A 26,991-nucleotide genomic window follows, 5' to 3' on the forward strand; every position below is an offset into this window, starting at 1 on the left:
GGACGGCCCGATGCGATGGCGCGCCGCACGGCAGGCAAGAGCTGGTCCGGCGCCTGCACAAGCTCGCCGTGCCCGCCGAAGGCCGCGCACACCTGGTCGTAGCGGGTGGGCAGCAGTTCGCAGCCGACCAGCCGCTCCTTGCCATAGCTGTTGAGCTGGATCTGGTACTCGGCATTCCAGCGCGCGTCGTTGCCGACCACGGCGACGAACGGCAAGCCGTAGCGCACCGCGGTATCGAACTCCGCGACATGGAAGCCGGTGGTGCCGTCGCCCATCATGGCGATCACTGGCGCATCCGGCTGCGCCAGCCGTGCCGCCAGCGCCATCGGCAGGCCCGCGCCGATGGCGCCCGCGGGCCCGTTGATGACGCGGTGCGGCGCATGCAGGCACGCCTGCGCCCACTGCCCGAACTCGCCGCCGTCGGACACCAGCACCGCATCCGGGTGGCTATCCAGGATGGCTTGCAGCGGGCGGCATACCTGGACCGGGTGCAGCGCCCCGGCGGCCGTGGCGGTGTTCCATGCATCGGGCCGGTAGCGGATGGCGGCCGCCACTTCGTCCAGCCACGCGCGGTGCCGCTGCGGCCCGCTTGCTCCGGCCACGAGCTGCGCGATGGCGCTGCCGACGTCCGCGCGCCGTGCGAAGCGCAGGCGGTCGCCGGCGGCGCGGCGGCTGCGCGCGAGCTCGCTCTCGTCAGCATCGATCTGCAGGAAGCTGCAGTCGGCCGCAAAGGCGGGCGCGCCGCCGAACCTGAGCGTGAAGTCGAGGCGCTTGCCCAGCAACAGCACGCAGTCGGCCTGCGCCAGCATCTGCRCGAATGCACCGAGGCTGGGATCGTTGTTGCCGCGCGGGCTCTCCATGCCGACCACGGGAATGCCCGTGCGCGCCTCCAGCTCGGCGGTGCGCACGCGTGCGCGCGCGGTCAGCCAGGCCGGGCCGGCAAGGATCAGCGGGCGCCGCGCGCCCGCCAGCGCCGACAGCACGGCGGATGCGTCCTGCGCAGCGAGCGCGGGCGCGTGCGCCGGGACGGCGATGGAGGCGGGCACGCCGGCCTCCCGCACGGCGTCCTCCAGCGCATCGGTGGGCAGGCTCAGGTGCACCGGGCCGGGCCGGCCGGAGGCCGCGATCTGCATGGCCAGCGCCATGTCGGCGGCGATGCTGTCCGCGCCGGCGCAGGTCCAGGCTGCCTTGGCTACCGGCGCCGCCATCTCGGCCTGGCGCATTTCCTGGAAGGCGCCGAAGCCGTGCTGCCGGTTCGGCGCATGGCCCGACAGCAACACCAGCGGCGACTCCGACATCTGCGCGGTGTAGAGCGCGGAGACCGCATTGGCGTGGCCGGGCCCGCCGGTGACCATGGCCACGCCGAACTCGCCGGTCAGGCGCGCCCAGGCATCGGCCATGTGCACGGTGGCGGCCTCGTGGCGCGTGTGCAGCAGCCCGACGCCGGCGTCGAGGCAGGCGTCGAAGACCGGCATGATGTGATTGCCCGACAAGGTGAATATGCGCTTGACGCCGGCCTGTGCCAGCGTGCCGGCGAGCGCGTCTGCGCCGCGGTGAGACTTCGCCATTTGCTTTCCTGCTTGAGCTGGATATCGAGGGATTTGCCGGGTTGCTCGTACATGATGACCAGGGCTTCGACGTTGAGCGCCGCCGGGGGGTGCCCGGCCTCGCTTGCCATCGGCACCTCGGGCAGGGCCGGCAGGCGCTGCGGCGAAGTGGTCACCACAGCCCGCAGTTTGCCACCCTTGAGGTTGCCGACCAGCGCCGTCATCTCTTCTTCAGCTCTCCTCCACCTCCGGACTTTCCTCAGGCCGCCTCCTCCTCCAGAATCGTCTGCCCCGGAGCGACGCGGGTGAACTGCACGGGTGAGCGGGTCAGTTGCAGCGTGCCGCCGCGCTGGCGCACCACGGTGAAGCTGGAGCCTGGCAGGTCGCCGGTGGCCGGGAAGTCTTCGCGGAAATGCGCCCCGCGCGAGTCTTCGCGTGAGAGCGCGGCTTCCACGATGGCCTGGCTAACGCCGATCAGGCTCCTGAGGTTCATCCAGTCATGCCAGGTGACGTTGAACCCGCGCTGGCCGTCGGCCACGCCGGTGGCCAGCAGCGTGCGCTCCAGCTCCGCGAGGCGATGACGGGCCCGCAGCAGGCCATCGCGCGTGCGCATGATGCCTACTTCGTCCCACATGCAGTCGAAGAGCGCCTCGCGGACCGGTTCGAGACTGCCCGGCCGCTGGCCGAAGGGCGCCTCCATGGCCGCGACAGCGGCCGCGATGGCGGCTTCATCGGGCGCGCGCAGCGCCCCGTTGCGGCGGGTCCAGGCTGCCATGCTGTCGCCGGCGATGCCGCCGAACACGGTCGAGTTGGCGACCCCGTTGCCGCCGAGCCGGTTCGCGCCATGCACGCCGCCGGTATCCTCGCCGGCGGCGAACAGGCCGTGCAGTTCGGTGCTGCAGTCGGGACGGAACTGCAGGCCGCCCATCATGTAGTGGGCGGTCGGCACCACCTCGACGAGGTCGCCCGCGAGATCGAAGCCGCAGTCGCCGCAACGCTCCACCATGCCCTTGAACTGCTTGCGCACCTTGTCCGGGCCGAGATGCCCCATCTGGATATAGACGCCGCCGTTGGGCGAAGTCCGGCCGGCACGCATCTCGGCGTAGATCCCGCGCGAGACGATGTCGCGCGTGGCACGCTCGCCGCGCGCATCGTAGTTGTGCATGAAGCGTTCCTTGCTCCCGTTCAGCAGGTAGCCGCCGGCGCCGCGCAAGCCCTCTTCGAGCACCGTGCCGGTCATGCGCGTGTCCGTGCCGGCCAGCAGCCCGGTGGGGTGGAACTGCACCATCTCCATGTCGCGCAGGGGCAGCCCGGCGCGCAGCGCCATCGCCAGGCCGTCGCAGCTCTTGTCGCCCGATGGCGTGTGGAATTTGTACATGGTCGGGCCGCCGCCGGTGGCCAGCAGCACCGCCTTGGCCTGCACGAAGACGAACTCGCCGCTGCGCATGTCGATCATCAGCACGCCGGCCAATGCCTGGCCATCGGGGGTCTTGATCAGCTCGACCGCGCGGTGCTCCTCCAGCCGGCCGATGCCGCGGCTCCAGACCTGCTCGGCCAGCCGGTTGATGATCTCGATGCCGGTCAGGTCGCCCTTGTGCACGGTGCGGTCGAAGGTCTGCCCGGCGAAGGCCTTCTGGTGGACCGTGCCGTCGGGGTTGCGGTCGAAGAAGCAGCCCAGTTCGTTCTCGAGTTCGTGGATGCGCTCCACCGCCTTGGTGACCAGCGTCCAGGCCAGCTCCTGGTCGGACAGCCATTTACTGCCTTCCACGGTGTCCATGAAGTGGCGCTCGACCGAATCGCCCTGCGCCAGCGCCACGTTGTAGCCGCCCTGGACCATGCGGGTGCAGCCGCACTTGCCGAGCAGCCCCTTCACCGCCACGGTGATCGAGAGTTCCGGCGCGTTCTGGTGCGCGTGCAGGGCGGCGAACAGGCCCGCCCCGCCGGAACCGAGGATCAGCACATCGGTCTGCAGTCGTGTGATTTTCATGGCTTTGCCACTCCAAGGCTGGCCAGCACGGCGGCGCGCTGGTCGGCGGTGTTCTGCCTGACGGCGGTATAGAGGCTCTGGCCGTGGCTGTCCATGGCCACCAGCAGGGGCCCGAAATCACGGATCCTGAACTTCCACAGCGATTCCGGGTTGAGGTCGTCGAGATCGACGTCCTCGATCTGCTCGACCCATGTGGTCTCGAGCGCGGCGGTGCCGCCGATGATGGCCAGGTACGCACCGCCCAGTTCGCCGAACGCCGCGAGCGAATCCTCGCGCATGCCGCCCTTGCCCACGATCATGCGCACCCCGCACCGGCGCATCAGCGGCTGGGTGAAGCGCTCCATGCGGTCCGAGGTGGTGGTGCCGATGCACACCGGCTGGTAGCCGGCGGGGTGCTCGGCGCTGGCGGGCACCTTGCGGACATTGGGCGCGGTGTGGATCACGGCGTGGCCGGCGAGGTCGAAGCGCGTGGTGCGCTGCCGGTCGAACATGTGGATCTGGGTGGCGTCGCGGATGCCGAACAGGGTCTGCTGCAAGGTCACGGTGTCGTTGACGCGCAGCCGGCGGACCTGTTCCTCGGTCACGGGCATGGAGAGTTCGTAGTGCGCCATGGTCAGAATCCGTAGCTGACGCCGTCAGCGCTGAAGGTGGCACTCGCGCGGCGCGCGGAGTGGCACTGCATGTTGACGGCGATGGGGTTCATGGTGATGTGCGTGGAGGCCAGCTCGATATGCACCGCATAGGCGGTCGCATCGCCGCCCAGGCCCTGCGGGCCCACGCCGAGCCGGTTGACTGCCAGCGACAGCTCGGCTTCCAGCGCCGCGCCCGCGGGGTCGGCGCAGCGCGTGCCGAGCGCGCGCGTGGCGGCGCGCTTGGCGAGCGCCACGCACAGGTCCGAAGTGCCGCCCAGGCCGACGCCGACGATCGTCGGCGGGCAGGTCTTGCCGCCTGCGGCGATCACGCTGTCGATCACGAAGGTCTTGATCGCATCGATGCCCTCGGCGGGAATCGCCATCTTGAGGAAGGAGTTGTTCTCCGAGCCGCTGCCCTTGGGCACCATCTCCAACGTCAGCCGGCCGGGCGTGTCGTCGAAGTCGATATGGATCACCGGCACCTCGATGCCGCAGGAGGTATGGTTGTTCTGGCGCGTCAGCGGGTGCACCACCGACGAGCGCAGCGGATGTTCGCGCGTGGCGCGCTCGCAGCCGCGGCGGRTGGCCTGCTTGAATGCATGCCCGTCGACCGCGACGCCGGTGCCGATCACCATGTTGTAGATCGGCACGCCGGTGTCCTGGCACAGCAGGTTGTCGGTCTGCTCCGCAATGGCGATGTTCTTGCTCATGGTGGCCAGGACGCTGCGCGCCGTGGCCGAGGTTTCCTGCGCCTGCAGGCGCCCGATGCCCGCCTTGACGTCGGGCGGCAGGATCTTCAGCGCGCGGATATACAGTTCCCTGGCCGTGTCCTCCAGGGCGGAAAGATTGATTTGCATGCTGGTCCCCGATGCTTGGCTGCGATGGTTGCCGGCGCTCGCCGGCGCGCCGGTCCTGCGTTTTGTCTCGCGCCCGGCTGGCGCTAGGTTGGCGCTCAGTTGGCGCTCAGTTGGCAGTGAGGTTGCGGTTCCTGACGACCTTCTCCCACCGCAGCGATTCCGCGGCGATGGCCGTGCCCAGTTGCTGCGGCGTGTTGCCGACCGGCTTCATGCCCTGCGCAAGCAGGCGCGCCTGGGTGTCGGGATCGGCCAGCACCTTGACGGTGTCTTGCTGGACCTTGCTGAGGATGTCGGGCGGGGTGCCGGCCGGCATGACGAAGCCGAACCAGCCCGTGACGTTTTCCAGGCCCGTGAGGCCGGCTTCGGTCGCGGTAGGCACGTCGGGCAGCATCGGCGAGCGTTCGGTGCCGGTGACCGCGAGCGCGCGCAGCTTGCCGCCCTTCACGAACTGCGACGCGGCCGCGATATTGCCCACCATCAGCTGGAGCTGCCCGGCCATCAGGTCGTTGTAGGCCAGCGATTCGCCCTTGTAGGGAACGTGCGTGATATTGACGCCGGCGGCATCGGCGAACGCCTCGCCCGCCATGTGGACCTGGCTGCCGGTGCCGGCGGAGCCGAAGTTGAGCTTGCCCGGCTGCGACTTCGCCAGCGCGACCAGCTCCTTCAGGTTCCTGGCGGGCAGGCCCGGGTTCACGACCACCAGCATGGGCCCGCTCGCCACGCTGGTGATGAAGGCGAAGTCCCTCGCGCTATAGGGCAGTCGCTGGTAGATGTACTGGTTGACGGTGAACATGCTGCCGGAGGCCAGCATCATCGTGTAGCCGTCGGCCGGGGCTTTTGCCGTCACCTGCGCGCCGACCGCGCCGCCCGCGCCCAGCCGGTTTTCGATCACCACGCTCTGCTTCCACATTTCGCCCAGCTTCTGGCCGACCACGCGTCCGAGCACGTCGGTGCTGCCGCCCGCCGCGAAGGGAACGATCATCGTGACCGGCTTGCTGGGCCACGTATCGGCGCGGGCGCTCCCGACGCAGAGCGCCGTGGCGGCGCACAGGCTAAGCGAAGCCCAGATCCTGCGGCTTGTGGATGATGCGGACAACGTCATTGCGGTCTCCTTTTGTGCAGGTGGAAATGGCGCCGCTTCATGCGGCGGCGCTCATCGTGGTCGGCCTACGAAAACAGCGAAAGCATGAACGCCAGGCCAGTGCACAGCCCGGCGCCGAGACTGAGCGCGATCCAGTCCTTGCGCAGGCCGGTCCATGGCCGGAACTCGATCAGCAACAGGCGGATGCCGCCCATCAGGTGGAGCGACAGCAGGATCACCAGGCCCCACTCGCCGGCCTTGAACAAGGGGTTGTCGGCGAGCCTGAGGAAGCCGTCGAGGGCCGCCTCGCCATGGATGGCTTGCCCGAGCGCCCAGAAGTGCAGCGGCAGGAAAAGCGCGAGCCCGAGGCCCGACAGCCGGTGGATCAGGAAGGCCCAGTAGGCGGCGTGGTTGCGCGCGCGCATGTCGTTCTTCTTCATGGCATCACCACCGCGTAGACCGCGCGCAGGCCGGCGCAGGCCAGCAACGCGCCGAACAGCCACGCGGCGGCGACCACGCTGCGCGAGCGCCAGGCCAGCCATTCCTCGGCGATGCGCATCAGGCCGACCGGCACGTGCACGGTACAGGCCAGCACGAAACAGGCGTAGAAGGCGCCGAACAGCCAGTTGCCGCGCGTGCGCGCCAGCACCTCGGCGCCGGACAAGCCGCCACGCACGGCGACCATGATCACGGCGATATGCCCCACCACGCACAGTGCCAGCACCATGGCGCTGAGGCGCTGCCAGTACCAGAGCCTGGCCTGGGTGGCGACCGACAGGGTCTCGTTCATAGCTCCCCCTTCATGGCGGCCTTGGCGACCTTGTGCTTGAGGCCGGCGATGGCGGCGGTCGGCGCAAGCTGCTTGGGGCATCGCTCGGTGCACGAGCCTTGCGTGTGGCAGCTGTGGCAACCGGCGTCGCCGGCAACCGCGCGCAGGCGCTCGGCGCCCCGCACGTCGCGCACGTCGTTGACCAGCGTCCATGCGCGGTTCAGCGCGGCCGGCCCGAGATAGTCGGGGCGCCAGCCGACCACATCGCAGGAGGCGTAGCRGACCCCGCAGCCGATGCACTCGATGCCGGCATCGGCGGCCTTGCGCTCGGGCGAGGCCGGCGCGACGCTTGCGAACGGGTCGTGCCGCGTCGCCGCACCCTTGAACTGTCCCTTCGCGGCAGCCCACTTGTCGAAGAACGTGCTCATGTCCGTCGCCAGGTCCTTGATCACCGGCAGGTTCGACAGCGGGGCGATCTCCAGCGCATTGCCTTTCGCGACTTTCGCGACGTGCGTGCGGCAGGTCCAGCAAGCCTTGCCGTTGACGGTCATGGCGCAGGAGCCGCACATGCCGACGCGGCATGCGAAGCGGTAGCCCAGGTCCGGTTCGAGATGACGCTGGATGTAGGTCACCACATCGAGGATGGTCTGGCTGGCGTTGCGCGGCACCGTGTAGACGACGAACTCGCCGTCCTCATTGCCGCGCCATACACGAACGTTGAGTGTTGTCATGGGGATCGTCTCGGGGGTGGTGTTCAGTGCGCCGCGGCCTTGGGCGCCGGGGACCGGTCTGCTCGCTCTTCTTTTCGTATTGTTTCGGATTGCGTTGCGAACAAAAAGCTAGTAATTCTCTTGTCCAGATAAAGAAAACCTTTGCGTTCGCGCGTGCCGCTTCTTGCGCAGGCGCATCCCGCTTGCCGCTTGCCTGGAGCCGCGCCGATGCCTTCCATCCGTACCATCAAGACCTTCCTGGCAGTGGCCCGGTACGGCACGCTGGCAGCCGCGGGCAAGCAGGTCGGACTCACGCCCGCGGCYGTCGGGCTGCAGATCCGCGCGCTCGAGGAGGACCTGAACTGCCAGTTGTTTGACCGCAGCGCGCGCGCCGCGATTCTCAATCCCGCCGGGCGCAGCATGGTCCCGGAGCTCGAGGCGCTGGTGCAGCGGTACGAGGCGCTTGCGGCCGGGCGGGAAGACGGCCTGTCGGGGACGGTGCTGGTGGGCGCGCTGGTGTCGGTGCTGATGGGCGCGTTCGCCGACGCACTGTGGACCATCAAGCAGGAACACCCGCGGCTCGACGTGCGCCTGTTCGCCGGCCTCTCGGCCGCTTTTGCCCTCAAGGTCGAGCAGGGCGAACTGGACGCCGCGGTGGTTACGCGCTCGCCGCGCGCCCTGGCCGCGAACCTGGTATGGACCGAGCTGTACACGGAGCCGATGGTGCTGATCGTGCCGCGCCACCCGCATTTCTTCCTGCCCGGGGAGGGCATGGAGATCCTACGCGAAGCGCCCTTCATCCGCTTCGAGCCGGGCACGTGGACAGGCAACCTGGTGCAGGAGGTACTGGACCGGTGTGGCGTCACGGTGAATGAGAGCATGCAGTTGAACTCGAACGAAGCGATCATCGAACTGGTTCGCCAGGGCTTTGGCGTATCGATCGTGCCGCGCCTTGCCAATGTCACGTGGGAGGGCGACAGCCTGCTGCGCCTGGTGCCGCTCGAGGGTATCGACGTGTGGCGCCACGTAGGGTTGCTGGAGCGCACGACACATGCGCGCACGGCATTCACCGACGTCATCAAGGGATACTTCCGGCACAGTGGGGCCATTCGCGGCGGCAAGCCGGCACAGACCGTGCACGCGCGGCGCACAGCCTCGTGATACCCGCCGCGAGGACGCGCCGGGGTCAGTCGGCGTGGATGTCCTGTTCCTTGATCAGCCTGGCCCAGCGCGCGACTTCACTGTTGAAGTAGGTCGCGAAGGCCGCGCTCGCCAGCGGCGCCGGCGTGAAGCCGCTGGCGATGATGCGATCGCGCACGCCCTTGTCCTCCAGCATCTTCGTCACCGAGTTGCCGACCTTGTCGATCACTGCCTGCGGCGTGCCCGCCGGCATCATCAGGCCGGTCCAGTTCTCGACGATGAGATCCGGGAAGCCGGCCTCGGCCACGGTCGGCACGTCCGGCATCAAGGGATGGCGCTCGCGCGTCGTCACGGCCAGGGCGCGCAGCTTGCCGCCCTTCACGTTCTGCAGCGATTCCGGGAAATTGGAGAACACCACGTCGATCTGCCCGCCGATCAGGTCGGTGAGGGAGGGGGTGCCGCCCTTGTAGGGCACATGGACGATGCTGGTCTTGCTGAGCCGCTCGAACAGCGCCAGCGCCAGGTGCGGAGGCGTCCCATTGCCGCTCGAGCCGGCGCTCAGGCGGCCCTTGCGCGCCGCTTCGGCGAGGTCCTTGAGGGACTTGACCGGCGAGCTGGCCGGCACCACCACCATCATCGGCGACGAGGCGATGCGCGCGACCGGCACCAGGTCCTTCTGCATATTGAAGGGCAGGCGCGGGAACAGCGACACATTGGACGAATGCGCCAGCGTCACCGCCAGCCAGGTATAGCCGTCCGCGCCGGCGCGGGCGACTTCCGCCGCGCCGATATTCGCGTTGCCGCCAGGCTTGTTCTCCACCACCACCGGCTGCTTCCATTCCTCGGCCAGGTACTGGCCGACCTGCCGCGCCGAGATGTCGGTCAGGCCGCCTGCTGCAAACGGCACGACATAGCGGACCGGCTTGGCCGGGAAGGGTGCGGGCGCGTTGCTCGCGCCGGCCGGTACCGCCAGCAGCGCAAGCAGTACCAGCGACGAGCCGGCAATGCGTCGGACGAAGGTGCAATTCATGTTGTCTCCTGGGGTGGGACCGGCGCCTTCTGGCGGGCGCCGTGCATGTTGTGCGGTCAGGCTTGCGAGAGGGTTTGCAGCTCCTTGTCGAGGGCTTCCGGAATGTCGATGCCGTGCTCGCGCGCGCGCGCCTGCGCGTCGGTGCGCCGCGCGCCGGGCACGCGCGTGCCGCGGTCCGACAGCATAGCCGCGATCAGGGTTTCGAGCCGGGCGTGGTAAGTGGCGTCGCCGGCGAAGCCGGCCGGGTTGAAGGCCAGGAACAACTGGCCGATACGCGGCTGGTTGCCCGCGTCCTCGAAGAACGAGTCGGCTTCCGCGCCAAAGCGGGCGCCGGCCAGCGACACGATCAGCAGTTCCACCATCAGGGCCAGCATGGCGCCCTTGACGCCGCCCGCCGGCAGCATCGAGCCGCGCAAGGCGGCCTGGGCGTCGGTGGTGGGCCTGCCTTCGGCATCGAGCGCCCAGCCCAGGGGAATGGGCTTGCCCTGCTTGGCCGCGACCATGATCTTGCCGCGCGCCACCTCGGACAGCGACAGGTCGATGACCAGCGGCTCGGCATCCTTGCGCGGGAACACCGCGGCGATCGGATTGGTGCCGAACAGGGGTTTGCTGCCGCCCCAGGCGGGCATGGCCGCGGGCGAATTGCCCATGGCGATGCCGATCATGCCGGCCTGCGCCACGGGATCGAGATGCAGCGCCGCCGCGCCGAAGTGATGGCTGTTGGTCACCACGCCGGCGCCGATGCCGCATTCGCGCGCGCTCGCCACGGCGGCCGACACGGCCAGCGCGCAGGCGGGAAAGGCAAAGCCCGCCTGCGCATCGACCAGCGTGGAGCCCGGCGTCTGCCGCGCGATGACGGGCTGCGCGTCGCCGTTGACGCGCCGGTGGCGCAGGTGCGCCACGTACATGGGCACGCGCGACACGCCGTGCGAGGGCAGGCCGGCGAGGTCAGCCTGCACCAGCGCGCGCGCGGTCGGTTCGGCCTGCGCCGCGCCGGCGCCGGCATGGCGCAGGGCCTGCGTGGCGCGGCGTACCAGTTCTTCTGCACGATACATCGTCATACGGTGACTCCCAGTGCGTTCCTGACCGCGTCCGCGATCATCATCGATACGCGCACGTTGGCCTCGTGGCTGACGCCGGCGATATGCGGCGTCAGCACCAGGTTCGGCGCGTCGGCCAGCACGCTGGCGGCGCCCAGCGGTTCCGTCTCGAAGACGTCGAGCGCCGCGCCCGCCAGCCAGCCCTCGTGCAGCGCCGCCGCCAGCGCGGCCTCGTCGACCACCCCGCCGCGCGCGGTGTTGATGAGGACCGCGCCGCGTTTCATGGCGCGCAGGCGCTTCGCGTCGATCAGGTGGCGCGTGGCCGGCACCAGCGGCACGTGCAGGCTCACCGCGTCGGCGGTGGCCAGCAATGCCTCCAGTGCCAGCGGGGTCGCGCCGGTCTCGCGCCACGCCGGATGGTCGCCGGGCAACATCGGGTCGTGCGCCACCACCCGCATGCCCAGCGCCGTGGCGAGCCGCGCCGTCAGCCGGCCGATATCGCCGAAGCCGACCAGCCCGAGCGTCCTGCCGAGGGCTTCATGGCCTTCGGACAGGCGCGCGCGCGGCCACTTGCCTGCCACCATGCCGGCGTGGCTCAGGTAGGCCCCGCGCATCAGCAGCAGCGCGGTCGTGACCACGTACTCGGCCACCGAGCGCGCGTTGGCGCCGGTGGCGGGGATCACGCGGATGCCGCGCGCCTCGCAGGACCTGACGTCGATATTGTCGAGCCCCACCCCGAGCCGGCCGACCACGCGCAACGCCGGGGCGGCGTCGAGCAGCTCGGTGTCGACCCGGGTGCGGTTGCGCACGATCAGCGCATCGGCCTGTCCCAGCGCGCCGAGCAGGGCATCGCGCTGGTCGACCCAGTCCGGCTGGTAGCGCAGCCGGACGCAACGGTCCAGCACCGCCACCGCATCGGCGTCCATGAACTCGCTGATGCAGACCTGTTTCATCAGGCGGACTCGTGGATGCGCGTGAGCACGAACTCGCGGTGGCCCAGCGCCTCGGCGGCGGTCCAGCGCCCGTTGATGGTGGCCATCATGCATTCGAGCAGCTTGTCGCCGGTCTCGTCCAGCGTCTGCTCGCGCTGCAGCAGGCCGGAGCAGTCCACGTCCATGTGCTCGCTCATCAGGCGCACGGTGCGCGGATTGGCGCACAGCTTGATGACCGGCACGATCGGGTTGCCGATGACATTGCCCTGGCCGGTCGGGAAGAAGTGCACGACATAGCCCGCGGCGGCGCACAGCGTGACCATTTCGGCGGCGGCGGAGGAGGAGTCCATGAACCAGAGCCCGGGGCCGGTCGGTTCCTCGGCCTTGTCCAGCACGCCGTCGACGGTGCACTTCTTGCCGATCTTCTGGATGTTGCCCAGCGCCTTTTCCTCGATGGTGGTCAGGCCGCCAGCGATATTGCCCTTGGTCGGCTGCGACTCGGACAGGTCGGTGGTCTTCCAGCGGTCGATCATGCCCTGGTAGCGGTTGAACATCATCATGAACTCTTCGCGGACCTTGGCATTGGCGCAGCGCGCGGCCACGATGTGCTCGCCGCCGGTGAGTTCGGAGGTCTCGCCGAACACCAGCGTGGTGCCGAGCGGGTGCAGCTTGTCGAAGGCGTTGCCGACGGTCGGGTTGGCGCCGCAGCCGGAGGTGGTATCGGACTCGCCGCACTTGGTCGACACCCACAGGTCGCTGATCGGGCATTCCACGCGTTCCAGCGCGGTGGCGTACTGCACGAACTCCTTGGCGGCCCGCGAGGCGCGCATGATGGTGTCGTGGTCGCCGTGGCCTTCGATGCCGAAGCCCACCACCGGCTTGCCGGTCCTGGCGATACCGTCCACCACCTTCTTGGTCCATCCGTCTTCGATACCGATCACCACGACGGCGGCCACGTTGGGATTGCTGCCCGCGCCGATCAGGGTGCGGAAGTGCAGGTCGAGGTCGGGCCCGAACTGCAGGCGGCCGTACGGGTGCGGGATCGCCATGGTGCCCTTGATGGCGACGGCGACGGCTTCGGCCGCGGCGTTGGAGAGGTCGTCCAGCGGCAGGATGATGACGTGGTTGCGCACGCCGACGCGGCCGTTGTCGCGGCGATAGCCCCGGAAGGTGGTCTGGTTGTCGATGACGGACATTGGATGTTCTCTCGGTATGTTGTACGGGGGACGAGCGGGGAAGGCGGGCGCGGCTTACCAGCGCTTGGTCTTGATGTTGTGGACATGGGCATGGTCGCCGGCCTTGATGGCGGCGACCACCTTGCCGATGTCGATGCCGTACTTGTAGACCGTCTCGCCCACGCCCATGTCGCGCAGCGCCACCTTGTGCCCGATCGGGATGGCCTGCTTGGCCACCACCGAGATGATCTTGTCCTCGTCCATGATCCAGGCGTTCAGCTCGGTCCCGGCCTGGATCCCCTCGACCACCGCGACGGCGACGGTGTCTTTTGCATCGTGCAGCACAACGTGAATCATTGCTCCTCCTGTGGGTTTTGTTACGGCGCAGCATGTTTTGGGCGGCGACCGATGAAGCAAAGAATAGGAGGGGAATTCCTTCATGTCAACTATGTCATATGTATGAGTTGTATGAGTGAATCTCTGGTACATTCGATGTATCCAGAAATATCACCAAGCCATGAGCAACCTGCGAGATATCCCTCCCCCCGGCGGCGTGCTGTACAAGGACGTGAAACGGCAAGCGCTGCAGGCGCTGGCGGACGGYGAATGGAAGCCCGGCGAAGCGATACCGTCGGAGAAGAAACTGGTCGAACGCTTCGGCGTGTCCATCGGCACGCTGCGCAAGGCCATCGACGAACTGGTGGCGGAGAACCTGCTGATCCGGCATCAGGGCCGCGGCACCTTCGTCGCCACGCACCGGCGCGACGATCATTTCTTCCGCTTCTTCAAGGTGATCCACGAGGACGGCCATCGCGGCTACCCGACGGTGGAGCTGGAGTCGTTCCGCAAGGCCAGGGCCGACAAGAGCGTATGCGCGTTGCTCGGGCTCGAGGCCGGCGAGCGCGCGTTGCACTTCACCAACGTGCTGTCGCTGGACGAACGTCCCGTGATGATCGACGACATCGTGCTGCCGGAGCGCTTGTTTCCCGGCCTGGGCGAGGCGATGCTGCGCGGCCGGCCCAATACGCTGTACAACTTCTACCAGGAAGCCTTCGGGGTCAACGTGATCCAGACCGAAGAGCGCCTGCGCTCGGTGCTGGCGACCGAGCGGGAGCAGGCCCTGCTGGGGGTGGAGCCGGGCGCGCCGCTGATGCGGATCCACCGCGTGGCGTTTTCCTTCCACCGGCAAGCGGTGGAATGGCGGGTCTCGACGCTGAACACCGCCGAGCATGAGTTCGTCGTCTCGCAGATGCCCAGGGAAGAAAGCTGAGTTCCGCCTGGATTCCGGCTGTGTTGCGGCTTTTGCGGCTTCCGCGGGCTGCGGGCGGCGCCGCCACGCTTCCTTTTCGCGTATTCGTCCCCATTTCCTCCTGACAGCGTACTGTCAGGAGATGTCAGCGCCACACGCTGGGGCGCGGCACGCTGCCGCCCTTCGGGATAGGATAGCGGCCTGACCGTATCCATACCGCGTGCAGCGTGGCGCCGGCGCCACTCGCCTGCGCGGCCGGCTTTCCGTCTCAAGCCCCCGCAAGCCGCCCGCAAACCGCAAGTCATAAGGACGCAATCCATGTCATCCGGTGTCATCCGCATCCGCGGAGCCCGTCAGCACAATCTCAAGAATCTCGACCTCGACCTGCACACCGGTGAAATGACCGTGGTGACGGGACCGTCCGGGTCGGGCAAGTCGAGCCTGGTGTTCGACACGCTCTATGCCGAAGGGCAGCGCCGCTACGTCGAGACCTTCAGCGCCTACGCGCGCCAGTTCCTCGACCGCATGGACCGGCCGCAGGTGGACCGCGTGGACGGCGTGCCGCCGGCCATCGCCATCGACCAGACCAACCCGGTGCGCAGCTCGCGCTCCACGGTCGGCACCATGACCGAGCTGAACGATCACTTGAAGCTGCTCTACGCGCGCGCGGCCGAGCTGTTCGACCGCAAGACCGCGCAGCCGGTGCGCCACGACTCGCCCGAGACCATCTACGCCGAGCTGCAGGCGCGCGCCGCGCAGGACGACCCGCGCCTGGTGGTGACCTTCCCGGTGGAGCTGCCGGAGACCACCACCGAGGCCGAGATCGAGCAGTGGCTGTCGGTGAGCGGCTACACGCGCGTGCAGGCGCAGCGCGTGGTCGAGTCGCCCACCGGCCCGCGCAAGGTGCTCGATGTGGTGGCCGACCGCTTCCGCCTGGGCAACACGGAAAAGGTGCGCGCGCTCGAGGCCATCGAGGCCTCGCTCAAGCGTGGCGCTGGCCGCGTCAACGTCTATGTGCTGAACGCCGGCGGCGACGACACCGCCGCCGCCGAGCCGCAGGTGTGGCGCTTCTCCACCGGCCTGCACAGCCCGGAAAGCGATATCCGCTACGCCGACCCGCAACCGGCGCTGTTCTCGTTCAACTCCGCCTACGGCGCCTGCGAGACCTGCCGCGGCTTCGGCCGCGTGATCGGCGTCGACCTCGGCCTGGTGATCCCGGACGAGCGCAAGAGCCTGCGCGACGGCGCCATCAAGCCGATGCAGACGCCGGCCTGGAAGGAATGCCAGGACGACCTGATGCGCTACGCGGCCAAGGCCGGCATCCCGCGCGACGTAGCGTGGTCCAGCCTCACCGCGGCCGAGCGCGCCTGGGTCATCGACGGTTCGCCCGACTGGAACGGCAAGTGGAACACGCACTGGTACGGCGTCAAGCGCTTCTTCGACTACCTCGAGTCGAAGGCCTACAAGATGCATATCCGCGTGCTGCTGTCGAAGTACCGCAGCTACACCCCGTGCGAGACCTGCGGCGGCGCGCGCCTGAAGACCGAGGCGCTGTTGTGGCGCCTGGGCAGCAAGGCCGGCGCCGATGCGGTGTGCGCCCCCGCGCGGCGCTTCCTGCCGCGTGGCGTGGACTGGGAGCGCGGCCAGCTCGAGGCGCTGCCGGGCCTGACCGTGCACGACCTGATGCTGATGCCGATCGAGCGCATCCGCAAATTCTTCGATGAGCTCACGCTGCCGAGCCTGATGCTCGACGACGCGCTCAAGCTGCTGCTGGCCGAAGTGCGCACGCGCCTGAAATACCTGTGCGACGTGGGCCTGGGCTACCTTACGCTGGACCGCCAGAGCCGCACGCTGTCCGGCGGCGAGGTGCAGCGCATCAACCTGACCACGGCGCTGGGCACTTCGCTGRTGAAGACGCTGTTCGTGCTCGACGAGCCCAGCATCGGCCTGCACCCGCGCGACCTCAACCGCATCGTCGAGGCCATGCAGCGCCTGCGCGACGCCGGCAACACGCTGGTGGTGGTGGAGCACGACCCTTCCGTGATGCTGGCCGCCGACCGCCTGATCGACATGGGCCCCGGCCCCGGCGAGCGCGGCGGCAATATCATCTATGACGGCACGCCGGGCGATATCCGCGCCTCCGGCACGCTCACCGGCGAGTATCTCGCGGGGCGCCGCCAGGTGACCGATCTTTCCGCCTGGGCGCCGCGCCCGGTGGACAGCACCACGCCGCGCATCGTGCTGGAAGGCGCCACCGAGCACAACCTGCGCGACGTCACCGTGGAGATCCCGCTGCAGCGCCTGGTGTGCGTGACCGGCGTGTCCGGCTCGGGCAAGTCCACGCTGCTGCAGGACGTGCTGCATCCCGCCATGGCGCGCCATTTCGGCAAGTCCACCGACGCGCCGGGCGCGTTCCGCCACCTGGCGGGCGCCGAGCAGGTCAGCGACGTGGTCTTCGTCGACCAGTCGCCGATCGGCAAGACCGCGCGCTCCAACCCGGCCAGCTACGTCGGCGCCTTCGACGAGATCCGCAAGCTGTTCGCCAAGGCGCCGATGGCGCTGCAGCGCAGCTATACCGCCGGCATGTTCAGCTTCAACTCGGGCGACGGGCGCTGCCCCACCTGCGGCGGCTCCGGCTTCGAGCACGTGGAGATGCAGTTCCTCTCCGACGTCTACCTGCGCTGTCCCGACTGCGATGGGCGCCGCTACCGCGCCGAGATCCTCGAAGTGAAGATCGAGCGCGCATTGCCGGGCGAGCCCGCGCGCCTGCTGAGCGTGGCCGACGTGCTGGAGCTGACCGTGAGCGAGGCGGTGGCGCTGTTCGCCGGCGACGCGGCGGTGCTGCGCGTGCTGCAGCCCATCGTCGATGTGGGCCTGGAGTACGTGAAGCTGGGCCAGCCCGTGCCCACGCTGTCCGGCGGCGAGGCGCAGCGCCTCAAGCTGGCCGGCTACCTGGCCGAGACCGCGCAGAGCGCCATGTCGTCGCGCAACAAGCCGCTGGCGCACGAAGGCCGGCTGTTCATGTTCGACGAGCCCACCACCGGCCTGCATTTCGACGACATCGCCAAGCTGATGCGCGCGTTCGGCAAGCTGCTCGACGGCGGCCACTCGCTGATCGTGATCGAGCACAACCTCGACGTGGTGCGCGCGGCCGACTGGATCATCGACCTCGGCCCCGAGGGCGGCGACGCCGGCGGCGAGGTGCTGTGCGTGGGCACGCCGCAGGACGTGCGCAAGTGCGCCAGCTCCCATACCGGCCAGGCGCTGCTGCACTACGATCGCGCCATCGGCCACGCCTTCGCCCTGGAAGACGAAGGCGTGCCGCTGCAGGCCGCGCTGCGCGCCGCGCGCGAGCGCCGCGCCGTGGAGGGCGAGGACGTGGTGCGCATCGTCAATGCGCACGAACACAACCTCAAGGCGCTCAACGTCGATATCCCGCACGGCAAGTTCAACGTGGTCACGGGCGTGTCCGGCTCGGGCAAGTCCACGCTGGCCTTCGACATCCTGTTCCATGAAGGGCAGCGCCGCTATCTCGAATCGCTCAACGCCTACGCGCGCTCCATCGTGCAGCCGGCCGGGCGCCCCGAGGTGGATGCGGTGTACGGCATTCCACCCACGGTGGCGATCGAGCAGCGCCTGTCGCGCGGCGGGCGCAAGAGCACGGTGGCGACCACCTCCGAGGTCTGGCACTTCCTGCGCCTGATGTACGTGAAGCTGGGCATCCAGCATTGCATCCACGACGGCACGCCGGTCACTTCGCAAAGCCCCGAGTCCATCGCCGCGCAATTGCTGCGCGACTACAAGGGCCAGCACGTGGGGCTGCTGGCGCCGCTGGTGGTCAACCGCAAGGGCGTCTACACCGACCTCGCCAAGTGGGCCAAGGCGCGCGGCAACACGCACCTGCGCGTGGACGGCGAATTCCTGCCGGTCGATCCGTGGCCGCGCCTGGACCGTTTCCGCGAGCACACCATCGAGCTGCCGGTCGGCGACATCAAAGTGTCGGCGGAGAATGAAGCCGCGCTGCGCGCGCTGCTCGGCCAGGCGCTCGAAGCGGGCAAGGGCGTGATGCACCTGCTGGCTCCGCTCGACGGGCTGGAACATGCCATGGGCAACGGCGGCACGCGCGGCATCGGCGCCACCACGGTGTTCTCCACCAAGCGCGCCTGCCCGGTGTGCAGCACCAGCTATCCGGAACTGGACCCGCGCCTGTTCTCCTACAACAGCAAGCACGGCTGGTGCACCAGTTGCGTGGGCACCGGCCTCACGCTCACGCGGGAGCAGCGCGCGGCCTTCGACGACACCGTCATGGCCGACGACAACCGCGGCCGCGAGCAGACCTTGCCCTCCGAGCAGCAGGAGCCCGACGACGTGGCCGACCTGCCGTGCCCGGACTGCGGCGGCACGCGCCTGAACCCGGTGGCGCGCGCGGTCACCTTCGACGCGCACGCCATCACTGACGTGGCGCAGTGGACGGTGTCGGACACCCACCGCTGGGTGCAGACGCTGCGCCTGGCCGGGCGCGACGCCGAGATCGCGCGCGACGTGGTGAGCGAGATCCGCAGCCGCCTGCAGTTCCTCGAAGAAGTGGGCCTGGGCTACCTCAGCCTGGACCGCGCCGCGCCCAGCCTGTCCGGCGGCGAGGCGCAGCGCATCCGCCTGGCCGCGCAGCTCGGCAGCAACCTGCAGGGTGTGTGCTACGTGCTCGACGAGCCAACCATCGGCCTGCATCCGCGCGACAACCAGATCCTGCTCGACGCGCTGCGCAAGCTCGGCGAGAAGGGCAATACGCTGGTGGTGGTGGAGCACGACGAAGACACCATCCGCCGCGCCGACCACATCATCGACATCGGCCCCGGCGCCGGCAAGCGCGGCGGCACGCTGGTGGCGCAGGGCGGGGTGGCGGCGTTGTCGGCCAGCGCCGATTCGCTCACCGGCCAGTTCCTGGCCCGGCCGATCCAGCACCCGCTGCAGCCGCGCCGCGCAGTGCGGCCCGAAGGCAAGGGCCGCGAAGCGGTGCCGGCGCAATGGCTGACCGTGCACGGCGCCTCGCTGCACAACCTGCGCGACGTCACCGTCGGCATCCCGCTCGCGCGGCTGGTGGCCATCACCGGCGTGTCCGGCTCGGGCAAGTCCACGCTGGCGCGCGATGTGCTGATGACCAACCTGCTCGACGCGGTGGGCCGCTCGGTGATGTCCTCGCCGGCCACGCGCCGCGCGCGCAAGGCCGCCGGCGCCGATGCGGCCAACGCAGCCAGGACCAGGGCGGCCGCGGCCGCCACGCCACGCCGCAAGCTCGATGTCACGCACGACTGGCAGGGCTGCGAGGGCATCACCGGCTTCGAGAGCATCGACCGCGTGCTGGAAGTGGACCAGACCCCGATCGGCAAGACGCCGCGCTCGTGCCCGGCCACCTATATCGGCGTGTGGGACACCATCCGCAAGCTGTTCGCGCAGACGCTGGAAGCCAAGGCGCGTGGCTACTCCGCCTCGCGCTTCTCGTTCAACACCGGCGACGGGCRCTGCCCGGCGTGCGAAGGGCAGGGCGTGCGCACCATCGGCATGAGCTTCCTGCCCGACGTGAAGGTCCCGTGCGACGTGTGCCACGGCCAGCGCTTCAACCCGGAGACGCTGGCGGTCACCTGGCGCGGCAAGAACATCGGCGACGTGCTGACCATGGAGATCGACGAGGCGGTGGAGTTCTTCTCCGCCATGTCCAATATCGCGCACCCGCTGCAGTTGATGAAGGACGTGGGGCTGGGCTATCTCACGCTGGGCCAGCCGTCGCCAACGCTGTCCGGCGGCGAGGCGCAGCGCATCAAGCTGGTGACCGAGCTGTCCAAGGTGCGTGACGACATCACCCGCCGCGGGCAGCAGGCGCCGCACACGCTGTACGTGCTGGACGAGCCCACCGTGGGCCTGCACATGGCCGACGTGGCCAAGCTGATCCGCGTGCTGCACCKGCTGGCCGATGGCGGCCACAGCGTGGTGGTGATCGAGCATGATCTCGATGTGATTGCCGAGGCGGACTGGATTATCGATCTTGGGCCCGAGGGTGGCGTTGCCGGCGGCGCCATCGTTGCCGCGACCGATCCTGAAGGGCTGGTGAAGGTCAAGGCCAGCCATACCGGCGCGGCGCTGGCGCCGGTGCTGGCGCGCGGCAAGGCGGGGAGCGCGGTATCGGCCAGGGTCGCATCGGGTGATGCGGATGGCCATGAAGGCGCCCCCGGACGGCGCGTGGCGGCGTCGTAATAGGGCAGTCCGCGCGGGCCGCCGGGGGCGATCTACCCGGCGGCCCCGCTAGCTGAGACAATGGGGGCTTGAGCAACTGGCGGCAAGCGCCGGGCAACCCCTTGCCGCGCCGCCGAGTGACAGTGATCCAGAAACCCCTTATCCCCTTCTTTCTCCTGGCGCTGTGCGCCGGCGTGGCCACCCAGGCGGCGCTGGCGGGCACGTCCGAGCAGCCTGCCAGCGAGGCCCGCGCGGCGGGCAAGCCTGCGCCCCGCGCGGGCAGCAGCACGCCCACTTCGCAGGCCGTCCAGCAGGCGGCGCAGCCGTCTTCCCAGGGCAATCACGACCAGTATTCGCTGCGCCCCGAACGCGAGGCCCAGCCGCGCAGCAGCTTCGGCCTGCGCATGAAGCCGGGCTGGGCGTCGCAGGGCGAGGACGCAGGCGGGCGATAGCCGCGCGGGCAGGCTGGCGCCGGCGCCTTGCCCCAAGAGGTGGCTTGCGGGTGGCTAACGAGTGGCTCGCGGGTGGTTAGCAAGCGGAGTGCGGCAGGCGGCAGGCACCGATACCGGCGCCCGTCGCTTTGCGCTACGCTGTCGGGTCTGCAGCATTCGGGCCGATTCCACCCTCACACCACAAGGAGTGCCGATGTCCACCAGCCAGCCCGGCTTTGCGTCCGCCCCGGCCGCAGCCCGCGCCGCCGTCCATCACCTGCGCGCCTCGCGCATCCGCGAGGTGGCCAATGCCGGCATCGGCCTGGCCGATGTGCTGCCATTCTGGTTCGGCGAGTCGGACCAGGTCACGCCGGACTTTATCCGCGACGCGGCCAGCCGCGCGCTGGCCGGCGGTGCCACCTTCTACACGCACAATCTCGGCATCGCGCCGCTGCGCAGCGCGCTGGCGGACTACGTGAGCGCGCTGCACGGCGCCACCGCCATGGACAACGTGGTGGTCACCAGCGCCGGCGTCAACGCGCTGATGCTGGCCGCGCAGCTGGTGGCCGGCCCCGGCGACCGCGCCGTCGCGGTCACGCCGCTGTGGCCCAACCTGGTGGAGATCCCGAAGATCCTCGGCGCCGAGGTGGAAACGGTCTCGCTCGACTACGGCGCGCACGGGTGGACGCTCGACCTCGACAAGCTGCTGGCCGCGCTCACGCCGGACACGCGCCTGCTGATGATCAATTCGCCCAACAACCCCACCGGCTGGGTGATGTCGCGCGCCGACCAGCAGGCGGTGCTTGCGCATTGCCGCCGCCACGGTATCTGGATCATCGCCGACGAAGTCTACGAGCGGCTCTACTACGGCGCCGGCGAGGATGCCGTGGCGCCGTCCTTCCTCGATATCGCCAGCCGCGACGAGCGCGTGATCTGCGTGAATTCGTTCTCCAAAGCGTGGCTGATGACGGGCTGGCGGCTGGGCTGGATGGTGCTGCCCGCGGCGCTGACCGACGACCTCGGCAAGCTGGTGGAGTACAACACCTCGTGTGCGCCGTCCTTCGTGCAGGAGGCGGGCATCGTCGCCGTGCGCGAAGGCGAGGCCTTCACGCGCGGGCTGGTGGGCAGGTTGCGCGCGGCGCGCGACCATCTGGTGGGCGCGCTGGCGGAGGTGCCGGGCGTGGATGTCCATGCGCCGCAAGGGGCGATGTATGTGTTCTTCCGGCTGGAGGGTGCCGGCGACAGCCTCGCGCTGTGCAAGCAACTGGTGCGCGAGGCCCACCTGGGTCTCGCGCCGGGCAGCGCGTTCGGCGACGAAGGCGAGGGCTTCGTGCGCTGGTGCTATGCCTGCGACACGGCCAGGCTGGACGAGGGCGTCAGGCGGCTACGGACGTTCCTGGGACGCTGACGCCAGGTCCCTGCCGGCGGCGGGCGGTCTGCGCGCCTGCCCGTGTTCGTGCCCCGGTTCCTGCCCGGGTTCCTGCCACCAGCCGCCGCCCAGCGCCTGCAGCAGTGCCGCCGAGTCCGAGAACCGGTTCGCCCTGGCCTGCGCCAGCGACAGCCGCGCCTGGCGATCCTGCCGCTCGGCATCCAGCACCGCCAGCTGGCTGACGCCGCCGAGCCGGTACTGCTCCCTCACGATGTTCAGCGTGTCGCCGGTCTGGCGGGCGCTGAGCGCGCGCGCCTGCAGTATGTCGGCATCGGCCTCGAGCGCGCGCAGGGTGTCGGCCACTTCGCGCAGGCCGGCCAGTACGGCCTGCCGGTAAGCCGCCAGCGACTGTTCGTAGGCCGCTTCGGCCGAGCGCTTGCGCGCCACCAGCTCGCCGCCGCGGAAGACCGGCTGCACGATCCCGGCGGCGAGCGACCATACATTGAGGCTGCTGAACAGGTCGCGCGCGGACATGGCTTGCGTGCCGGCGCTGCCGGTCAGCGTGAGCTGCGGATAGAGCTGTGCGGTGGCCACGCCGATATTGGCCGATGCCTGGTGCAGCAGCGCTTCGGCGGCGCGGATATCGGGGCGGCGCTGCGCCATCGCCGACGGCAGGCTGACCGGCAGCGTGTCGGGCAGGGTCAGGTCTTCGAGGCGGAATTCCGGCAGCGTGGCGGCCGATGGCGCCTCGCCCACGTAGACCGCAAGCTGGTGGCGCGTGGCGGCAAGCTGCTGCGCCAGTCCCGGCAGCAGCGCCTGGTTCTGCGCCAGCTCGTTGCGCTGGCGCTGTACGTCGACCGCGGCCACGCCGCCGGCCTGGAAGCGTTTTTCCGTGATGCCGAGCTGCTGCTGCTGGGCCTGCACGATGGCTTCGGTGTCGCCAATCTGCGCGCGCAGGCTGGCCTCGCGGATCGCCGCGGTGGCCACGTTGCCGGCCAGCGCCAGGCGCGCTGCCTCCAGCTCGAAGCGCTGGTAGTCCACCGCCGCGCGCAAGCCTTCGAGCTCGCGCCGCGCGCCGCCGAACAGGTCGAGCGTGTAGGACACTTCGACGCTGGCGCCGTACAGCGTGAACGGGCCCGGGCTGGGGATCGCGGTGATGCCGGCCGAGGCGAGGTTGACCTGCTCGCGCGTGGTGTCGAGCTTGGCGTCGACGCGCGGCAGCAGCAGCGAGCCGGTGCTGGCGGCCAGGTCCTGGCGCGCCTGCTCCAGCCGCGCCTGTGCCTGCGCCAGCGTGGGGCTGGCCGCGAGCGCGGCGCGGATGGTGAGGTCCAGCGCCGGGCTGCGGAACAGGGTCCACCATTGCGCGGGCACGTCGGCGCCGACCTGCAGGGCCTGGGCCTGGCCACCCGGCGTGTCGGCCGCGCTGGTGCGCCGCGGCTGCGTGCCGGCGGTGTAGGTGTCGCCGCCGGGAGCGGCCGGCAGCTTGAAATCGGGGCCCACCGCGCAGGAGCAGAGCGCGGCCGCGGCCAGGATGGCGAGCGGCAGGCGCGGCAGGGCGGACGTGGGCCTGGTGAAACCGCGAGGCGGCAGGGCTTGCATGGCCGGCTCCCTTAATCGAGTGTGCGGCGGTAGAACCGCAGCGCGATGGTCATGACCACGGCGGTGAACAAGAGCAGCGGCCAGACGTTGGGCCATAGCTCGATCCAGCCGTTTCCCTTGAGCAGGACGCCGCGTATCATGCGGTTGAAGTAGGTCATTGGCAGGATGCTGCCGACCCCCTGCGCCCAGGCCGGCATGCCCTGGAACGGGAACATGAAGCCCGACAGCAGGATGCTCGGGAGGAAATAGAAGAACGTGAGCTGCACGGCCTGCAGCTGGTTCTGCGCCAGCGACGACAGCGTGATGCCCACCGTCAGGTTGGCGGCGATGAACAGCAGCGACGCCAGGTAGACGGCGACCACCGATCCCACGAACGGCACATGGAAGATCCAGCGCGCCGCGAGCAGGATGATGGTGGCCTGGATCAGGCCGATGAAGACGTAGGGCACGATCTTGCCGGTGATCACCTCGAGCGGCATGACCGGCGTGGCGAGCAGGTTCTCCATGGTGCCGCGCTCGCGCTCGCGGGTCATCGCCAGGCCCGTCATCATCACCATCGTCATGGTCAGGATCACGCCCATCAGGCCGGGGATGATGTTGTACTGCGTAAGGCCCTCCGGATTGTAGAGGCGCTGCACCTGCACCTCGAAAGGTGCCTTGCCGCCGGCCAGGGGCGCGAGCGCGCCCTGCAGGTCCTTGTCGGCCACCGAGTACGCCAGCTGCGGCAGCGCGGAGATGGCCTGGCCGGTGGCGGAGGGGTCGGTGGCGTCGGCCTCGACCAGCAGCGCCGGGCGCTCGCCGCGCAGCAGCCGCGCGGTGAAGTCGGGCGGGATCGTGAGCACGAACTGCACGTCGCCGCGGCGCAGGGCCTCGTGCCCGGCCGCCTCGTCGGGCAGCGTGCGGGTCACGCGGAAATACGTGGACGCCTGCATGCCGGCCACGAAGGAGCGCGTGAACTCGCTGTGGTCCGCCGCGATCACCGCCGTGGTGAGCTGGCGCGGATCGGTGTTGATGGCGAAGCCGAACAGCATCAGCTGGATGATGGGCAGGCCCACGATCATGCCGAAGGTGACGCGGTCGCGGCGCAGCTGCAGGAATTCCTTGATGACGATGCTCCACCAGCGTTGCGGCGAGAAGCCGAAGCGCCCGCCGCCGGCATCGCGCGCCGGGCCGTCCGGCTTGGTTCGGTCGGCGCTCATTGCCTCTTCTCCTTGCCGCCTTCCGGCTTGCCGGCGCGCATATTGTCCTCGGCGCCGCTCATCATGTGGATGAAGACGTCCTCGAGGCTGGTGTCGATCCGCTCGATCCGGTGCTGCGTGCCGGCCACGCGGCGCAGCGTGGCTTCGAGCGTGGGCGCGTCGTGGCCGGTGACGTGCAGCGCGTTGCCGAACACCACGGTCTGTTCCACGCCGGGCGCATCGCGCAGCTGTTCGGACAGCGCGGCGAGCTGGTCGCCCTGCACGCTCCAGGTGACCAGCTTCTGCCCGGCCACCACTTCCGCGGCGGTGCCTTGCGCCAGCAGCTTGCCGTAGGCGATATACGCGAGCTTGTGGCAGCGCTCGGCCTCGTCCATATAGTGTGTGCTGACCAGCACCGAGATGCCGCGCGCCGCCAGCAGGTGCAGCTGCTCCCAGAAATCGCGGCGCGCCGCGGGGTCGACGCCGGCGGTGGGTTCGTCGAGCAGCAGCAGCTGCGGCTCGTGCAGCAGGCAGGCGGCGAGGGCCAGGCGTTGCTTCCAGCCGCCCGAGAGCGAGCCGGCAAGCTGCTGCGCGCGGCTGGCCAGGCCGAGATCCTCGAGCGCGCGGTCCACGGTCTCGCGCCGCTTCGGCATGCCATACACGCGCGCCACGAAATCCAGGTTCTCGCGGATGGAGAGGTCGTCCCAGTACGAGAACTTCTGCGTCATATAGCCCACGCGCCGCTTGATCTGCGCGCTCTCGCGCAGGATGTCGTAGCCCAGGCAGGTACCGTTGCCGCCGTCGGGCGTCAGCAGCCCGCACATCATGCGGATCGAAGTGGTCTTGCCGCTGCCGTTGGGGCCGAGGAAGCCGAAGATCTCGCCGCGCGCCACCTGCATGCTGAGCTTGTCGACGACCACCTTGTCGCCGTAGCGCTTGCTGAGGTCGCGCACGTCGATGACCAGTGCGCCGTTGTTGCCGTGGCTGCCGTTGTTGCCGCCGGGTCCGTCCGGTGCCCGCGGCGTGGCCTGACCGGGTGCCGCGTTCATGGCCGTGCCACCTCGACCGGCTGGCCCGGATGCAGCTTGGGCGCATCGGCTGCCGCCGGGCGCGCTTCCACCAGGAACACCAGCTTGCCGCGCGTCTCGTTGCTGTAGATCACCGGCGGCGTGTACTCGGCCTGGCTGGAGATGTAGCTGACGGTGGCATCGACGGGCGCGGCGCAGCCGTCGCAGCGCACGCGGATCGCCTCGCCGTTCCTGAGGGCGCCCACCACGGTTTCCGGCACGTAGAAGCGCACCTTGACGTTGCCCGGCGGCAGCAGCCTGACCACCGGGCTGCCGGCCGGCACCCAGTCGCCCGGGCGGAACGGCGTGTCGTACACCAGGCCAGCCTGGGTCGCGCCCACGGTCTTGCGCGAGAGCTTCCATTCTGCCTGCGCCAGCGTGGCGCGCGCGGCGGCCACCTGGGCCTCCTGCGCGGCAAGCTGGGCGCTGCGTCCGGGCAGGCGCGCCACTTCCACGTCGCGCTGCAGTTCGCGCACGCGGGCGGCATCGGAGGCGGCCGTGGCGCGGCTTTCATCGAGTTGCGACTGGGCGATGCCGCCGATGGCGAACTGCGCCTGGTCGCGCTTGTACTGCGCCGCGCTGCGCACCGCGCTGGCCTGGGCCTGCGCGAGCTGGGCACGGGTGGCGTCCACTTCGGGCGGGCGCTTGCCGGTCTGCAGGTCGGCAAGCTGCGATTCGGCCGTGCGCAATTGCGCTGCCGCCTGCTGGCGTGCCGCGGTTTCGTCGTCGGCTTCGAGCGCGAACAGTGGCGCGCCGCCGGCGACCTGCTGGCCGCGCTGCACGGAGAGCTTGTCCAGCCGCCCGGCGAAGGGCGAGGCGACGCTGACGAATTCGCCTTCCACATAACCTTGCCACGAAGGTGGTGCGTTGTTGCCGCAGGCGCCGAGCAGCGCGGCGGCGAGGGCGGGCAGGAGCGTGGCGGTGGTGCGAAGGGTGGGGCTGTAGCGATGCATGTTCGGCTCCCGGGCGC

The 26,991-nt window shown here is 69.6% G+C and carries 22 protein-coding genes; 5 read left to right on the forward strand and 17 right to left on the reverse strand.

Annotated elements, in window-relative coordinates:
• The 8 genes from AC1DO7_RS01770 to AC1DO7_RS01805 form a co-directional block, all read right to left on the reverse strand.
• On the reverse strand, nt 1-1,568 hold a 1,568-nt coding region (locus AC1DO7_RS01770; protein ID WP_477115723.1), incomplete at its 3' end, for a thiamine pyrophosphate-binding protein.
• A gap of 238 nt (nt 1,569-1,806) precedes the next feature.
• On the reverse strand, nt 1,807-3,534 hold the full coding sequence (locus AC1DO7_RS01775) for an L-aspartate oxidase (RefSeq protein WP_441613671.1): 1,728 nt from the start codon (nt 3,532-3,534) through the stop codon (nt 1,807-1,809).
• Nucleotides 3,531-4,145 (reverse strand): fumarate hydratase C-terminal domain-containing protein, encoded by a 615-nt coding sequence (locus AC1DO7_RS01780; RefSeq protein WP_441613670.1) that lies wholly within the window; start codon nt 4,143-4,145, stop codon nt 3,531-3,533. The genes AC1DO7_RS01775 and AC1DO7_RS01780 overlap by 4 nt, the downstream gene beginning before the upstream one ends.
• Nucleotides 4,146-4,147: 2 nt before the next feature.
• Nucleotides 4,148-5,023 (reverse strand): fumarate hydratase, encoded by an 876-nt coding sequence (locus AC1DO7_RS01785; RefSeq protein ID WP_477115724.1) that lies wholly within the window; start codon nt 5,021-5,023, stop codon nt 4,148-4,150.
• Between the two features lie 106 nt (nt 5,024-5,129).
• Nucleotides 5,130-6,125, reverse strand: coding sequence for a Bug family tripartite tricarboxylate transporter substrate binding protein (locus AC1DO7_RS01790; protein ID WP_441613668.1), 996 nt, complete (start codon nt 6,123-6,125; stop codon nt 5,130-5,132).
• A 65-nt stretch (nt 6,126-6,190) separates the two neighbouring features.
• The gene (gene sdhC / locus AC1DO7_RS01795) at nt 6,191-6,544 is read right to left on the reverse strand and encodes a succinate dehydrogenase, cytochrome b556 subunit (RefSeq protein ID WP_441613667.1); all 354 of its coding nucleotides are present in this window, start codon (nt 6,542-6,544) and stop codon (nt 6,191-6,193) included.
• A complete protein-coding gene (locus AC1DO7_RS01800; RefSeq protein ID WP_441613666.1) occupies nt 6,541-6,894 on the reverse strand; it encodes a succinate dehydrogenase in 354 nt (117 codons plus the stop codon). The genes sdhC and AC1DO7_RS01800 overlap by 4 nt, the downstream gene beginning before the upstream one ends.
• Nucleotides 6,891-7,604: a succinate dehydrogenase/fumarate reductase iron-sulfur subunit gene (locus AC1DO7_RS01805; RefSeq protein ID WP_477115725.1), complete on the reverse strand. Its 714-nt coding sequence runs from the start codon at nt 7,602-7,604 to the stop codon at nt 6,891-6,893. The genes AC1DO7_RS01800 and AC1DO7_RS01805 overlap by 4 nt, the downstream gene beginning before the upstream one ends.
• A 207-nt stretch (nt 7,605-7,811) precedes the next feature.
• Here AC1DO7_RS01805 and AC1DO7_RS01810 point away from each other — a divergent pair, with 207 nt between their 5' ends.
• Nucleotides 7,812-8,744 carry a LysR family transcriptional regulator gene (locus tag AC1DO7_RS01810; protein ID WP_441613664.1) on the forward strand — a complete coding sequence of 311 codons (933 nt, stop codon included), beginning with the start codon at nt 7,812-7,814 and terminating at the stop codon, nt 8,742-8,744.
• 25 nt (nt 8,745-8,769) lie between these two features.
• On the opposite strand, the gene AC1DO7_RS01815 is transcribed toward AC1DO7_RS01810, so the two are convergent.
• The 5 genes from AC1DO7_RS01815 to AC1DO7_RS01835 are packed head-to-tail and all read right to left on the reverse strand — an operon-like array spanning nt 8,770 to nt 13,257.
• Nucleotides 8,770-9,753, reverse strand: a complete 984-nt coding sequence (locus tag AC1DO7_RS01815) for a Bug family tripartite tricarboxylate transporter substrate binding protein (RefSeq protein WP_441613663.1) — start codon at nt 9,751-9,753, stop codon at nt 8,770-8,772.
• Between the two features lie 56 nt (nt 9,754-9,809).
• Complete coding sequence (locus AC1DO7_RS01820; RefSeq protein WP_441613662.1) at nt 9,810-10,814, reverse strand: Ldh family oxidoreductase; 1,005 nt, start codon at nt 10,812-10,814, stop codon at nt 9,810-9,812.
• A complete protein-coding gene (locus AC1DO7_RS01825; RefSeq protein ID WP_441613661.1) occupies nt 10,811-11,746 on the reverse strand; it encodes a hydroxyacid dehydrogenase in 936 nt (311 codons plus the stop codon). Before AC1DO7_RS01825 ends, AC1DO7_RS01820 begins: the two co-directional genes overlap by 4 nt.
• Nucleotides 11,746-12,921: a UxaA family hydrolase gene (locus AC1DO7_RS01830; RefSeq protein WP_441613660.1), complete on the reverse strand. Its 1,176-nt coding sequence runs from the start codon at nt 12,919-12,921 to the stop codon at nt 11,746-11,748. Before AC1DO7_RS01830 ends, AC1DO7_RS01825 begins: the two co-directional genes overlap by 1 nt.
• A gap of 54 nt (nt 12,922-12,975) precedes the next feature.
• Nucleotides 12,976-13,257 (reverse strand): UxaA family hydrolase, encoded by a 282-nt coding sequence (locus AC1DO7_RS01835; RefSeq protein WP_441613659.1) that lies wholly within the window; start codon nt 13,255-13,257, stop codon nt 12,976-12,978.
• Nucleotides 13,258-13,417: 160 nt separating this feature from the next.
• Here AC1DO7_RS01835 and AC1DO7_RS01840 point away from each other — a divergent pair, with 160 nt between their 5' ends.
• From AC1DO7_RS01840 to AC1DO7_RS01855, 4 genes are all read left to right on the forward strand, one after another.
• Nucleotides 13,418-14,170, forward strand: a complete 753-nt coding sequence (locus AC1DO7_RS01840; protein ID WP_441613658.1) for a GntR family transcriptional regulator — start codon at nt 13,418-13,420, stop codon at nt 14,168-14,170.
• Nucleotides 14,171-14,467: 297 nt separating this feature from the next.
• Entirely contained in the window at nt 14,468-20,398 is a 5,931-nt protein-coding gene (uvrA, locus tag AC1DO7_RS01845) for an excinuclease ABC subunit UvrA (protein WP_477115726.1), read from the forward strand.
• 122 nt (nt 20,399-20,520) lie between these two features.
• Entirely contained in the window at nt 20,521-20,829 is a 309-nt protein-coding gene (locus tag AC1DO7_RS01850) for a hypothetical protein (protein ID WP_441613656.1), read from the forward strand.
• Between the two features lie 193 nt (nt 20,830-21,022).
• Nucleotides 21,023-22,216: a pyridoxal phosphate-dependent aminotransferase gene (locus AC1DO7_RS01855; RefSeq protein ID WP_441613655.1), complete on the forward strand. Its 1,194-nt coding sequence runs from the start codon at nt 21,023-21,025 to the stop codon at nt 22,214-22,216.
• Here the strand turns inward: AC1DO7_RS01855 and AC1DO7_RS01860 are convergent.
• The 4 genes from AC1DO7_RS01860 to AC1DO7_RS01875 are packed head-to-tail and all read right to left on the reverse strand — an operon-like array spanning nt 22,193 to nt 26,974.
• Complete coding sequence (locus AC1DO7_RS01860) at nt 22,193-23,776, reverse strand: efflux transporter outer membrane subunit (protein WP_441613654.1); 1,584 nt, start codon at nt 23,774-23,776, stop codon at nt 22,193-22,195. The two genes, AC1DO7_RS01855 and AC1DO7_RS01860, sit on opposite strands and share 24 nt — an antisense overlap.
• An 11-nt stretch (nt 23,777-23,787) precedes the next feature.
• A complete protein-coding gene (locus AC1DO7_RS01865) occupies nt 23,788-24,975 on the reverse strand; it encodes an ABC transporter permease (RefSeq protein WP_441643138.1) in 1,188 nt (395 codons plus the stop codon).
• Nucleotides 24,972-26,003 carry an ABC transporter ATP-binding protein gene (locus AC1DO7_RS01870; RefSeq protein ID WP_441613652.1) on the reverse strand — a complete coding sequence of 344 codons (1,032 nt, stop codon included), beginning with the start codon at nt 26,001-26,003 and terminating at the stop codon, nt 24,972-24,974. Before AC1DO7_RS01870 ends, AC1DO7_RS01865 begins: the two co-directional genes overlap by 4 nt.
• On the reverse strand, nt 26,000-26,974 hold the full coding sequence (locus AC1DO7_RS01875) for an HlyD family secretion protein (RefSeq protein WP_441613651.1): 975 nt from the start codon (nt 26,972-26,974) through the stop codon (nt 26,000-26,002). Before AC1DO7_RS01875 ends, AC1DO7_RS01870 begins: the two co-directional genes overlap by 4 nt.
• Nucleotides 26,975-26,991 lie beyond the last annotated feature (17 nt).

This window comes from Cupriavidus sp. 05N40 (genome assembly GCF_056397305.1).